General features: G+C 46.4%; 14 protein-coding genes and 1 riboswitch. All 14 genes read left to right on the top strand.

All coding sequences use genetic code 11. From position 1 onward, the window contains the following. Positions 1–374: 374 nt before the first annotated feature. The 14 genes from rnz to AAHF22_RS20265 all read left to right on the top strand — a co-directional run bounded on the left by rnz (position 375) and on the right by AAHF22_RS20265 (position 13,482). Positions 375–1,295, top strand: a complete 921-nt coding sequence (rnz, locus tag AAHF22_RS20330; RefSeq protein WP_347326847.1) for a ribonuclease Z — start codon at positions 375–377, stop codon at positions 1,293–1,295. 118 nt (positions 1,296–1,413) lie between these two features. Further along, positions 1,414–2,202 carry a 5' nucleotidase NucF gene (gene nucF / locus AAHF22_RS20325; protein WP_347326846.1) on the top strand — a complete coding sequence of 263 codons (789 nt, stop codon included), beginning with the start codon at positions 1,414–1,416 and terminating at the stop codon, positions 2,200–2,202. Between the two features lie 213 nt (positions 2,203–2,415). Then, entirely contained in the window at positions 2,416–3,240 is an 825-nt protein-coding gene (locus AAHF22_RS20320; protein WP_347326845.1) for an Fpg/Nei family DNA glycosylase, read from the top strand. Between the two features lie 20 nt (positions 3,241–3,260). Then, a complete protein-coding gene (locus tag AAHF22_RS20315) occupies positions 3,261–3,602 on the top strand; it encodes a cyclic-phosphate processing receiver domain-containing protein (RefSeq protein WP_347326844.1) in 342 nt (113 codons plus the stop codon). Between the two features lie 33 nt (positions 3,603–3,635). Then, complete coding sequence (locus AAHF22_RS20310) at positions 3,636–3,959, top strand: thioredoxin family protein (protein ID WP_347326843.1); 324 nt, start codon at positions 3,636–3,638, stop codon at positions 3,957–3,959. Positions 3,960–3,984: 25 nt separating this feature from the next. Further along, complete coding sequence (locus AAHF22_RS20305; RefSeq protein ID WP_347326842.1) at positions 3,985–5,040, top strand: SAM-dependent methyltransferase; 1,056 nt, start codon at positions 3,985–3,987, stop codon at positions 5,038–5,040. A gap of 38 nt (positions 5,041–5,078) precedes the next feature. Next, on the top strand, positions 5,079–5,549 hold the full coding sequence (locus tag AAHF22_RS20300) for a DinB family protein (RefSeq protein WP_347326841.1): 471 nt from the start codon (positions 5,079–5,081) through the stop codon (positions 5,547–5,549). 282 nt (positions 5,550–5,831) lie between these two features. After that, complete coding sequence (locus tag AAHF22_RS20295; RefSeq protein ID WP_347326840.1) at positions 5,832–7,331, top strand: serine/threonine protein kinase; 1,500 nt, start codon at positions 5,832–5,834, stop codon at positions 7,329–7,331. A gap of 378 nt (positions 7,332–7,709) precedes the next feature. Beyond that, positions 7,710–8,624, top strand: a complete 915-nt coding sequence (locus tag AAHF22_RS20290; protein ID WP_347326839.1) for a hypothetical protein — start codon at positions 7,710–7,712, stop codon at positions 8,622–8,624. Between the two features lie 209 nt (positions 8,625–8,833). Beyond that, positions 8,834–8,940, top strand: a riboswitch (TPP riboswitch). A 601-nt stretch (positions 8,941–9,541) separates the two neighbouring features. Beyond that, a complete protein-coding gene (locus AAHF22_RS20285; protein WP_347326838.1) occupies positions 9,542–10,222 on the top strand; it encodes a thiamine phosphate synthase in 681 nt (226 codons plus the stop codon). Beyond that, positions 10,219–11,415, top strand: coding sequence for a glycine oxidase ThiO (gene thiO / locus AAHF22_RS20280; protein WP_347326837.1), 1,197 nt, complete (start codon positions 10,219–10,221; stop codon positions 11,413–11,415). Before AAHF22_RS20285 ends, thiO begins: the two co-directional genes overlap by 4 nt. Positions 11,416–11,417: 2 nt before the next feature. Beyond that, complete coding sequence (gene thiS / locus AAHF22_RS20275) at positions 11,418–11,621, top strand: sulfur carrier protein ThiS (protein WP_347326836.1); 204 nt, start codon at positions 11,418–11,420, stop codon at positions 11,619–11,621. A 2-nt stretch (positions 11,622–11,623) separates the two neighbouring features. Further along, complete coding sequence (locus AAHF22_RS20270; protein ID WP_347326835.1) at positions 11,624–12,391, top strand: thiazole synthase; 768 nt, start codon at positions 11,624–11,626, stop codon at positions 12,389–12,391. 32 nt (positions 12,392–12,423) lie between these two features. Next, positions 12,424–13,482, top strand: a complete 1,059-nt coding sequence (locus tag AAHF22_RS20265) for a MoeB/ThiF family adenylyltransferase (RefSeq protein ID WP_347326891.1) — start codon at positions 12,424–12,426, stop codon at positions 13,480–13,482. Positions 13,483–13,784: the final 302 nt, after the last annotated feature.

The raw sequence follows: 13,784 nt of genomic DNA, 5'->3' as shown, positions 1-13,784 counted from the left end.
ACACAGACTATACTATTTACAAACTGTATCATGCACAGACTGTGTCACTTATAGATTATATGATTCACACACTGTAGCGCCTGATCACGAGCCTATACAACGCCCTACCTTTATGCCATCTATCTTCATCTATGAACGAATCCCTTTTGACAACGGCGTTTACGTGATATGATAAAGGATATTATCATTTTGCCTAATGCTGCATGACAGGAAACGGTCTAGGTGTGGGTGATAAAATGAAAAGGTCTGCGTTTCAGACGTAGGTCCATATCTTTAATTATATAGTATGTTTATTTTGCTATAGAAGGGCATGCACAGTTCACCAAGTTAGACAGTGGATGGATTGTGATGCATAGAGAGAAGGTTGTTGAACAATGGATTTATATTTTCTTGGAACAAACGCCGGTGTGCCTACATTGCAGCGCAATGTGACATCGATCGGCTTACGCTTGTATGAAGAACGTAAAGCACTTTGGTTATTTGACTGTGGCGAAGGTACACAACACCAGATTTTGCGCTCCCAGTTGAAGCTAAGCAAGCTGGAAAAGATTTTTATTACACATTTGCATGGTGATCATCTGTTTGGCTTGCCGGGTCTGTTATCCAGCCGCTCCAATCAAGGTGGCTTATCGCCGTTGACGGTATATGGTCCTCCGGGATTGAAACCATTTGTTGACATGGCACTGGAACTCAGTCAATCGCGTGTAGAATATGAGCTGAATGTGGTGGAACATGAAGGTGGCGTCGTGTTTGACGATGATACGTTCCGTGTGGAGGCTGCACTGCTGGAGCATCGCATTGACAGCTATGGCTACCGTATTATTGAGAAGGATCGTCCGGGGCAGCTTAATTTTGAGTTGCTGAAGCAGTATGGCATCAAGCCAGGGCCTATTTATGGACAATTGAAAAATGGTGCCAGCATTCAACTGGATAATGGCGACATGCTGCATTCGCATCAGGTTGTAGGCGAGCCGAAAAAAGGTAAAATTGTGACGATTCTGGGCGATACAAGGCCATGCGACAATGTATTACAGCTTGCGCACGGTGCTGATCTGCTTGTGCATGAAGCGACATTTTTGCATGATATGCAGGATACAGCGCGCAAATATTATCATAGTACCGCCTATCAGGCTGCCGTCGCTGCGCGTGATGCTGGAGTGAATCAGCTTATTTTGACTCATTTCAGTTCGCGCTACAAAGATGAGCATCAACTAGAGCCGCTTTTGGATGAAGCACAAACGGTATTTCCACAGACGGCATTGGCTATGGAGCATCATCTATTTCCAGTGCAATAAGCGTAGGCAGCTATACTTGCATCGTTAAGAGTTGCGGTAAGGTAAGCAAATCGTTTGCCTTATGCCGCAACTTTTTTTACAATGAGGATTGTGAGTAATAGAGAGGATGGCATACGCAATGGCAAATGGAAAAGGATTACTAATTGATCTGGATGGCACATTGTATCATGGTAACCGGGTCATCCAGGGGGCAGCCGATTGGATTGGACGTCTCAAACAGGCGGGTACACCGTATTTGTTTGTAACGAACAACTCATCCCGTACGCCTGAAGGTGTAGCTGCCCATATGCGAGAACTTGGTATTGAAGCGGAAGCGGATCAAGTATGTACGTCAGCATTAGCCGCTGCTGCTTATATTGCGGGTGAACAGCCAGATGCTACCGTCTATGTGATCGGTGAACCTGGACTTGTCGATGCTGTGCAGGCTGCCGGATTGAAGATTAGCGAAGAAAAGCCTGATTATGTACTGCAAGGAATTGATCGTTCCTTTACATATGACAAGCTGACGATGGCGCTTCGTCTCATTAGTGAAGGAGCGCGTTTCGTGCTGACCAATCCAGATTTGCAGCTTCCGTCCCATGATGGCCTGCTGCCCGGTGCAGGTACACTTGGTGCAGCGATTACAGCGGCAACGACCGTAGAGCCGATTGTGATCGGTAAGCCGTCCTCGATCCTGATGGAGTACGCATTACAAAAAATCGGTCTGCCTGCCCAAGACGCGATTGTCGTTGGCGACAATATGCTGACCGATATCGCTGCGGGTGCAGCAGCAGGTTGTCCAACGATTCTGGTCATGACCGGAGTGACGACAGAGCATAATTTAGCACAGCATGAAGCACGTACAGGTGTACGTGCCGATCGGATATGCCACTCATTGGACGAGATCCATCCCGGCCATTTAGATTAGCTATAGCACTGATTCAGACGCAGGCTCTTTTGGCTAGTTCGATATCTCATTCGCTATAATAGGATGCTCTGGCGTATGATCGTAATTGTGCAAGTTATTTGGCATTATAGCGAATAACTTTGCATCATAATGAATACATGAAAATAAACGAGAATGAATGAAGCAATAAACGGATGAAACTGTTTTTATTCATAGAGAGAGAGGGACAACATTATGCCTGAATTGCCAGAACTTGAAAATTATAAAGCACAACTGACTCATTATATTTTAAATACATCAATTGAAAAGCTGGTGCTGCATCGCGCCCGTGTAGCCAATGTAGAGGCCGATCCAGTAAATATGATGCTTAGCGGCAATCGTATTGCTTTTATTGAACGACGTGGTAAATATCTGAATTTGCATCTGCACAGCGGACATCGCCTGCTCATTAGTATCGTGGCGGGCAGCTCCCTATATTACGGATTGCGTGAGCAAAACGCGGATCGTAAATGCGATGTCGAGCTGCAATTTGAAGATGGTAGCTCCCTGTATTACACAGCTGGACGTCAGGGTGTGTTCCATTACTGTTCGGCACGGGAATCACAGGAATATTTTGCCGGCCTTGGTTTGGAAGCGACCGACCGCAAGCTAACACGCGAGCAATTTATCAAGCTGCTCAAAGGACGCCGTAGTGCGCTCAAAACCGCATTGATGAATCAGTCGCTCATTTCAGGCATCGGCAGTTATTATGCAGATGAGATTGCTTTTACAGCGGGTATTTTGCCGTCTGCTAAAGTGCAGGAGCTAGATGAGGAAGCACTTGGTAAATTGTATGAGGCGATGCGTAATGTACTTCAGGAAGCAATTGATACAGGGGGGCATATGGAAGGACAGCCGTTAACTGCGAATGATTCGTTAACCGGTGGTTTCCATGCGCTGCGCCGTGTATTTGAGCGCGAAGGTGAGCCATCGGTACGTTCAGCTGACGATAAGGTCGTAAAGATGGAAGTAGCAGGTAAAAAAGCGTATTACTGTCCAGCTTCTCAATTTGAAAATTAAGTGTGGATGGAGGTGTTTTTATGATCCATCTCTATTTAGATGATTATCGTCCCTGTCCAAAAGGATTTGCGCTCGCTCGAGATGGTGAGGAGTGTCTGATGCTGCTACGCGAATGCGAAGTGGATGTTTTATCGCTTGATCATGAGCTTGGATGGGGACAGATGGACGGTACAGACGTGGTGAAAGCGATGATTCACGAAGGACTGTATGCCCGTGAGATTTATTTGCATACGTCCAGTATGTCTGGCAAACAGCGTATGTACGAGCTGCTGTATCAGGCGAAGCCGGAACATGTCATTTTGCATAATGGTCCGATTCCAGCTGATCGTCTGGAGCAGATTGCACGTACAGCAGAGAAGTAAAGAGACTGGCTCGCTCGTACAGGAGGTGGAACGATGATACAGGAATTAAATGAACAGCAGGCGATGCAAATGGTGAAGGAGTCGGGTGAACCGGCTGTATTATTTGCCTATACGCCGCTGTGTGGAACATGTAAAATGGGCAGACGCATGCTGGAAGCAGCATTGCCTTTATTGCCAGAGCAACAGGTGTATGCGCTCAATATTAATTTTGCGCCGCGCTTTGTGCAGGAATTGCAGCTGACAAGTATTCCATGTCTGATCGTATTTGAGGCATGGCGTGAGCGTCAGCCGCGGCTGCTATATCGGCTTGAATCGGTACAACGTATGATCGCACATATACGCGGTACAGGGGTATAAATGACTGGAGGCTAAAGATTATTTCATGAACGAACAGGAAACGATTCAACCAGCGGAATCACGCTGGATTGGTACAGCCAACCACGGCTTTGCTGCTTATGCACAGGAAGAATTAAAGCGAGCATTTGGTTCGGTCAAAAGCTCGGTGCTTATACCTGGCGAAGTATTGCTGTTGACACTACCTGCGGATGCGGAGCAGGTGCTTGAACGCTTACAGGCACAGCCATTGATGTTTTTGCGGCATATTCAGCCTATACGTTATGATATGGTGCTGGAACAACTGGCAGAGCAGCATCCGCTAGATGAATTAGCCACTTTGCTGCTCAAGCGTGAAGAGCTGTATGGCAAGACGCTGGCGCTACACGTAAGGAAAACCGAAGATGGGGAAACAGGCGATCATAATGCATCCGAGCTTCGCCATCAGCTGGAAGATCGGTTAGCTGAGCTGCATGCAGAATTTACTGTGCAACAGCCAGAACTGGTTATCTCCGTATTTTGGACAGCGGATCGCCTGTATGCAGGCGTTTCCAAGCCGGAGGATAATCTGTCGGATTGGAACGGTGGAGCGATTCGTTTTCAGCGTGAAGAAGGCCAGATTTCACGTGCCAAATTCAAGCTGCTGGAAGCGGAAAAGGTATTTGGTATTGATTTTACAGCTTTTCGCCGCGCACTGGATGTAGGCGCAGCACCAGGTGGCTGGACATCGTTCCTGCTGGAGCGCGGTCTGCATGTGATCGCGGTCGATCCTGCCAAAATGCATCCTAGCCTGCAAAATCATCCACAGCTCAAAACCGTTCGTCGCAATGCGGCAGATGTGAAGTTTAGCGCAGGTGAATTCGACCTGCTCGTATGCGATATGAGCTGGAGTCCGAAGCTGACGGCACGTCTTGTGATCGATCTGCTCGATGCGGTGCAGCCAGGTGGAACAGTTATTGTCACCGTGAAACTGATGCACAAAAAGCCGCTCGCTGTCATCCGCGAAGTGATGCAATCGTTTGAAGAAGCACGTCTGCAAATTCAGCGTGCCAAGCAACTGTTTCATAACCGTGATGAAATTACGTTGTATATGGTAAAATATTAATATATAGTTGCTGTATATCTTGAAAAAGGATGTGCGTGATGCAAAATACCATTTATCGTTATTTGCCTGATATGGAACAATTTGTTGAAATGGTTCGTGCTTTACCGGAAGCTGAAGTGAAGTTTAAGCCAGCGGAGACGGCATGGAGTGTGCATGAAATTGTTGTACATTTACTCGACACGGAAATTGTGCTACAGCATCGGTTGAAAGCTGTACTGTCGGAGGAACGCCCTTCATTGATCGCTTTTGATCAGGATGCTTGGGCACGTCGATTGAATTATGCTTCACTTGATCTGGAGCATCATCTACAGGCGTTGCTTGCGCTACGGCGTGCATTTGCACCGGTGTTGGAGACGATAACTGAAGAGGATCAACAGCGTATCGGTATGCATAACGAGGATGGGGAGATTACAGCGCGTATGCTGATTGATAAAATATGTATTACGCATCTTGAATCCCATGTGAAGCAGGTACAGCGTAATCGTGATGCTTTTGCTGCGCAAAAGTAGGTGCAGGTGAAGTGGGAACGTTCATATCCATGTATAGATCTAAGTCGTATAGCATCCGAATGCGCGATAGAATGTGAATATTGCTCTAAGACAGAGTTTGAGCACAGCATCGTATAACATGCTTTACTTTGCTAGCTGTATCTTTTATAATGCAAATATATTTATACTAACGGACAGGGAAAGCATCCCGTCTGCATAGCAGGGCTAATCCAGCTCCATATGCAGACGCGATGCTTTCTTTTTTTATTTAAATAAATCGCGATGGTGAAAGGGGAAAAGACAATGGCATTTCCAACGACTTTATATGAGGGCATGGTACTGGATGATCGTTATCAAATTGTACGTCGGCTTGGGCACGGAGGCATGAGTCAGGTGTATCTGGCGCATGATTTGAAGTTGCCGGGCAAAGAGTGGGCGATCAAGGAAACGATCGCAGTCTCTTCTAAATATCGAGAGGCAGATGTAGAAACGGCAATGCTTACAACACTCAGCCATCCTTTTTTGCCGCGTATTGTAGATTTTATTACCGGTCATGAAGCCGGATATACGTATATGGTCATGGATTATATTCGTGGTGAAACGCTGGAGGAGAAGTTCCGCGCTCATCCAGAGCAGATTGATGTGCCGTTTATTTTACGCTGTGGTGATCAGCTACTCAGTGTACTGGAATATTTACATCAGCATGAACCACCGATTGTTTTTCGTGATATGAAGCCGTCGAATGTCATGATTACGCCGGATGGAGATGTGCGTTTGATCGACTTTGGCATTGCCCGGACGTTTAAGCCAGCAGAAAACCACGATACGATCAAGCTGGGAACGGTCGGTTTTGCAGCACCAGAGCAATATGGAGGAGGGCAGACGGATCATCGTTCTGATCTATATGGATTAGGTGCATTATTGCTCTATCTCGCAACAGGTGGCATGTACAGTGAGTGGCTGGACAGTATGCCAGGACTTATCCGTGCTGATATGCCGGAGCATGCCGTACAGGCCATACAACGTTTATTACAGCCAGATCCGGCAGACCGTTTTCAATCTGCGAACGAAGCAAGGCAGGCACTTTACGTGAAACCGCTTCAGCGTTCCCGCGGTCAACATGGTTCACCCACACAGGTAATCCAATGGAACAAAACGACGCAGGTGATTGCTTTGCTGGGAGCTGGTTCAGGGACTGGCACGACGCATACAGCAATTATGCTAGCTCATTATCTGGCACGTAGGAATCATACGGTAGCGCTAGTAGAAATGAATGGAGCGCCTGGCGCTTTTGCTCGTATTCAGCAGGTGGCTGTAGCCGGTATGAACGAGCAGCAGCAACTTCGCCAATCTCGTCATTTCGAGCTGGAAGGTGTGCACTACTGGCGTGAAGCTGCGCGAGCTGAAGTGGTCTCTTTACTTAGCGGCAGTTACCAGTTTATTGTGCTGGATCTGGGCAGATATAAACAAAGCGATCGCTTAGAGGAATTTTTACGTGCAGATCTGCCAATTATCGTAGGCTCAGGAGCGGAATGGCGCTATCAGGATGTGATTGAGATGATGGTAGCGATGAACTCATATTCACGAGAGAAATGGCATTATTGTTTGCCGCTTGCTCAGGAGGAGTCGGTGCGACGACTGCGCAAAGAACTAGCTACCGATCAAGTTTATGCAATTCCGTGTCAGCCGGATCCATTTGATGAGGATGAGCAAATCGATATGCAGCTGGCTGTCCTGCTACAACGCTGCCTTCCGATTGTGCGTAAAAAACGTAAATTTAGGTTGGGATTGCAGTTATTTTAATTCTTCTGTACCTGTACAAATAAATAATGAGACATTAGACATAGAGTGAGAAGTTTTTCTTTCAAAAACGGCAAAATTTTTACATGGTTTATTACGTCAAAAGGGCTATAGAAGCAGTGAAGACTCGTCCTTTTATCCCTTTGAAGCAAAAGACGATATAGTATAAGCTTAATGAGTAGGCGATTTATAAGCAAAAGAACCCCTACATAACACAAAGTAAATGATCAAGTATAGTTCAAGTACAGTGTTGCATCAATCCATTGTTATGTTTATTTTTCATAGTTAAGGAAGTTACTGGAAATTTGTAGTAGGAGCGAGTTTGCAAGATGTCGCACGTTCAAACAGGGAGCCTATCGATATGCCAAAGGGGGAGCAAATATGACAACGGTAATGTTCTGGAGTCCGGATGCCGGTCATGGTAAAACCTCGTCACATACAGCGATCACAGCTATAACGACCGCCCTGCAATATAGAGCGCATTTGTTACTCTGTCACAATGGACGTCGTGGACATGGAGTTGAATCTGCCTGTGCTGAAGATTTGGCAGAAAAAGCTGCTGAAGTTTGGTTGGAAGGGCCTGGTATTGATCGGCTGCATTATTTGCAACAATCGGGTATTTTAAATGGTCATAATGTATCCCATTATATGGTTCCTTTAATTCGTGGACGATTAGATATGCTATCTGGAACTCGCTACGGTCAGGAAGAGTGTAGTCTGGGCGATAGCTTCTGGCGTTCTTTACTTGTCTCAGCCAGTGAAGCTTATGATCTTATTGTACTGGATGCCGGATCAGGTGAAGATAAGCTGCCACTGCTGGAAATGGCAGATCTGGTCGTTGTTAATCTGAGTCAGCACATGGAGCAACTACATCATTTCTTCGGTCATTCCGTTTACGCTGATTGGGCGTCGTCATGCTCCTGGATTCCGGTATTAGGGGCGTATCGAGCGGAAAGTAAAATCAATCTGGCTCATATTAGACGTACATTTGGCTTAAAGCGTCGACTGTATGCAATTCGAGATTGTCAGCCTTTTCATGATGCATGGAATTCGCGCCGTTTGTTATCCTTTATGCGCTATCGTCTGATGCTGGATTGGCCTGAACAGCAATCCGGTGAATTTTTTCGTCAATCGTTTGAGCTAACGACGGCTGTGCTTGAACAACTTGAGCAGTCAGAGCAAACGCAGCCACGATCTATTTGTTCAAGTAGACAGTATAACCCCATTCCGTCTGTTCGATATGCTGATCGTATGCCGCAGATGTTAGCAGATCGACTTCCCAATGGTATTCATTGAGAGATAGATTTGCAAAATATAAAGCTTGATCTGGATGTGGATCATAATTCAGATCCATAACAATCCAGATCAACTAATCATTTAGATAAGGATCATAATATGTTCAGTTGGCGATCAAGATCATACACGATATGATCTCAAGCAGTTGCTTTATCGGTTTGGTTTTGCTAAGATGGGAATGCTTGATAGCGTAACACTATCATTTATACAATTTGCACTGGGGGAGCCTATAAGGCTGAGATGACAGATTCCTACTGTCGAACCCTTTGTACCTGATCTGGATCATACCAGCGTAGGGAAGTGGAAGAAGCCTGACTCCATTTGCGTGTAGTTTATATTCTGTATTTTGATAAGTTCTTAATGATATGCTGTGCCTGAGAATGAAGATTGCAAGTGTGAAATGATGCAGTCTTACATTATGATGATCAGTGCAGACATGTGCTATTGCACTAAAAATGCGATACAAAATAAGAACTGGGATGAATACGTATACGTAACTGAGAATGACTTCAATCATCATTAGGCGATAGATATGAATGGTTGCCTGATGTCGACTATGTTTATACGTGACGATACGATAAACAGCCACTTTCCTTAACTGGAAGGTGGCTTTTTTGCGTCCCGATCGTTAGGCTGTCTGCTTGTTTTGTGTACCGGATGATGATCAAGGAAAGTCTGACGGCATAATGGTGAAGCAACATAGGCATGTGCAAGCATACCGTTATGTACCACTATGTCGTTATGTACACTAGTATGTTGACTGAGGTTAATTGGAGTTTTGGGAATAGTTTACGTCTTGAAAGATAGACATTTCAATATACAATCAAAACTAATATTTAATCTGGTCAAAGTACTATGTCCAAACTTATTCATGTGAGAGTTAATACAGACGCGGTGGAAGGAGGAATAGTACGCTGATGGAAATACATGTGATCACACCCGCACAGAAAGATAGAGCACGGTTAATGGAGGTAGCCAGTTGTATATATCCTCATGTTACCGCTATTCATATTCGTCAAAAAAGCTGGTCTTGGCAGCAGGTTGAACGTTTTGTTAATCGATTGCTAGATCGCGGTATTCCTGCGTCCAAGCTTGTACTCAATGAACACGCCATGCTAGCGCTAGAAATGGGGCTGGGTGGAGTCCATTTGCCTGAACATGTAGCCGAACGTGTATCGTTATCGCCCTATGATCGTGAATACAAGTACGATTGTAAATATAACGGGACGGGAACAGGCTTACGCTTACGTATTGGGCGCTCTGTTCATAGTATCGACAGTGCACTTCAGGCAGAGCGTGTAGACTGTGATTATGTATTTTACGGTCATGTGTATGCGACAGCTTCCAAGCCAGGTATTCCTCCACGTGGGATTGCAGCCGTACAGCAATTGTGCAACAAGCTACGGCTACCTGTCATGGCGATTGGTGGCATTCAGCCAACGCATATTGATGAGCTACACGCCGCAGGTGTAGCAGGGATCGCGCTCATGTCTGGTATTTTCGAGGCAGCGGAGCCTGAAAGTCAGCTGGAGCTTTATCGGAAGCAGATTGCTAATACGGCTACAACTAAAATCCGAATAGGAAGTGACCAGAAGTGAGGAGCAATGGACATTACGATGTGATCGTAGTTGGCGGCGGTGTGATTGGTGCCAGCATTGCCTATGAACTAGCGTTAACAGGCGCAGCAGTCGCTTTGATCGAAAAGCGTCAGCCTGCGTCCGGTGCATCTGGAGCAGCGGGTGGCATGTTAGCAGCAAGCTCAGAGCATTTCGCTGCGCTGGAACTGTATGAGCTTGCCCTGCAAAGCCGAGCGCTGTATGCGCAATTAAGTGAACAGCTACATGCACAGACAGGAATAGATATCGGTTTACGGACGGAAGGGTTTCTATTGCCGCTCCCCCGGCATCATGAGATGGACTGGGAACATCGTCAGCGTCGCATTGCCGAAGCGCAGGCAAAAGGTATGAAATGGTGGGGCAATGAACGTCTGGCTATAGAGGAGCCTTATGTGCGTGCTGAAGATGGCATGATCTACAATCCGGCGGAGCCACAGCTTGTACCCGCTTTGTTGAATGAAGCCTATGTAGCTGCTTTTGTTGGATTAGGAGGTACGCTTCATTGTGATCTTGAGGTGATCCGTCTATTGCGCGAATCGGATGGACGTGGTCGTGTAAATGGCGTCATGACCGAGCATGGCATAATGTATGCTGATCAAGTGGTGCTGGCGTCTGGTCTTGGTACATCGCGCTTACTGGCTGCCGAAGGATTGCGCTTGCCTTTTTTACCAGTAAAAGGGGAACTGATGGAAATTCGTACTCCGCTACCGTGGCTGCATCATACGATTTATAGCGACACCATTTATATGATTCCGAAGCATCCTCATCGTATCTGGATTGGAGCGACGAGTAAACCAGGCCAGCATAGCACGATTGTAGAGGCGGGTGCAGTGGTAGAGCTGCTGCTGAGAGCGCAGCGTTATATTCCGATGTTATCTAAAGGTGAACTGGTACGTTGCTGGGCAGGGATTCGTCCGGGTACACCGGATGAGCTTCCTTATATCGGTTCGATACGAGAGCTGCCCGGACTATGGATTGCGGCTGGACATTATCGCAATGGGATTTTGCTATCGGCAGGTACAGCGAAGTTAATGACTGCTGCGATCATGACAGGTGATGATCAGCTGATCCCGCATGCCTTCCGTCCCGAACGAGCATTATACCCACTATCCGCTGCAACGAATGCTTATCCCTATGCAGATGCAGCATCCGTTTACATGACAGAGGAGGCCTGACGATGAAGCTAATGATTAATGGAACAGACCGCTTTTTCGATGTCCCTTTGCAAACGGTAGATGAGTTACTACACGAGCTGAAGCTTGGTCATAAAATGGTCATTGTCGAACATAACGAGCATATTTTGCAAAAACATGAGCATCCGCAAGCAGAACTGCAATCAGGAGATCGTTTGGAAATTGTACATTTTGTAGGAGGTGGCTGAATATGTTAACGATTGGACAACATCACATTACATCACGACTATTGCTCGGTACAGGTAAATTTACCGATCTGGACGTACAGGCGCGGGCAGTGGAAGCTTCAGGTACAGAAGTATTAACTTTTGCTGTACGACGCTTAAATTTGGATCGCCCGGATGAGCCGAATTTTCTGGAGCGGCTTGATCTGAAAAAATACAAGCTGTTACCCAATACGGCAGGCGCACATACAGCAGAAGAAGCTGTACGTATTGCACGTCTCGCCAGAGCATCTGGATTATGTGATATGATAAAGGTCGAAGTGATCGGGAATGATCAGCTTATTTTGCCTGATCCACTGGAAACTTATAAGGCATGTGAAACGCTGCTGGGGGATGGTTTTACGGTATTGCCGTACATTTCCGATGACTATATGCTGGCAAAAAGGCTACAGCAACTTGGTGTACATGCCGTCATGCCAGGAGCATCACCCATCGGCTCCGGACGCGGAATTTTGAATCCGTCTGCACTGGAATGGATTATCGGTGACGCAGAGGTACCTGTCGTTGTGGATGCGGGCATTCGCTCTCCGGTTGATGCTGCATACGCGATGCAGCTTGGTGCTGATGCGGTATTGCTGAATACCGCTGTCTCCGGTGCGACCGATCCCGTACAAATGGCGACGGCAATGAAGCTTGCCGTCGAAGCCGGACGTCTGGGTAAGGAAGCTGGCATGATTCCAATCAGGCAGTACGCGGTGGCAAGTAGCCCTGCAGAAGGGATGATTACGACTTGATTCGCAACAAAGATGAACAGACGGAATCACGTCTGAGAAATACTACAGATCATGAGAGTACCGATGTCCATCGTCGATATTCACGGCAAGAACGATTTGCTCCGCTTGGTACAGGCGGGCAGGAGCAGCTCCAGCGTTCCTCGGTATTAATTATCGGTGCGGGTGCGCTTGGCTCCAGCTCAGCTGAAACGCTTGTGCGTGCAGGTGTTGGTCAGGTGACGATCGTTGATCGCGACTATGTGGAATGGAGCAACTTGCAGCGACAGCAGCTTTTTACCGAAGAAGATGCAGCAGGTCGTGTGCCAAAAGCAATCGCTGCACAAAAGCGTCTACAGCAAATTAATTCAACTGTACGTATCGATGCGCATATCGCTGATGTCACAGCGGACGAACTGGAAGAGTTAATTGACGGTGTGGATCTCATTATGGATGCGACAGATAATTTTGAGACGCGTTTGCTTATTAACGATATGGCACAAAAACATAATATTCCGTGGATTTATGGTGGATGTGTAGGAAGTTATGGCATTACCTTTACAATCATTCCGGGCGTGACCCCCTGTCTGCAATGTCTGATGGAAACTGCACCGCTTGGCGGAGATACATGCGATACATCCGGCATTATTCCACCTGCCGTACAGATGGTTGTTGCCCATCAGACAACCGAAGCGATCAAGCTGCTTAGTGGAAATAGCGAACAGCTACGCGGAACATTGCTATCATTTGATCTATGGCGTAACGAACAAGTATCGATCAAAATGAATAGTGCGCGCCGTTCTAGTTGTCCATCATGCGGACAGGAGCCGACGTATCCACATCTTAACCGCGATGCACAGAGCAAATCGGAAGTGCTATGCGGCCGAGATACCGTACAAATTCGTCCGGCACAGCGTCAGGCACTTGATCTACAGCATACAGCGAACCGCTTAAAAGGACTGGGACAAGATGATATTACAATTAATCCGTTTCTGCTATCGATGACATTGGAGCAGGGAAGACGGATGGTCGTATTTCAAGACGGTCGGGTGATGGTTCATGGTACAAAAGATGTAGCCGAAGCACGTACCCTTTATCATCGTTATTTTGGTTAAAACGATTACAAATGTTGGTCGGCACAGCATTTCTTTTAAAAAGCCGAAAAAAATTTTAAACTCAAAAAACGGCTTGTTAGAGCAATTTTGAAAAACAGTGGAACAATCACAAAAAAACGATGTAAGCGTTATAGGCTTACATCGTTTTTTCATATTTTTCTTGATGGTTTACACTATACAAATATGAACAACGTACCCTTTGAGCAATAGGACAAATGACGAACAAAGAAGTGAGTGTATAGAAAATCATACGGAATTTGTAGAAGTGCTTATGCATTGGATGAGGGGATGCTTGTTCACAT

It is taken from the genome of Paenibacillus wenxiniae (assembly GCF_039822605.1).
GTDB classification, from domain to species: Bacteria; Bacillota; Bacilli; order Paenibacillales; family Paenibacillaceae; genus Saccharibacillus; species Saccharibacillus wenxiniae.
Note: the sequence above shows the minus strand (reverse complement) of the source record. Positions and strands in the feature narration are given on the sequence as shown.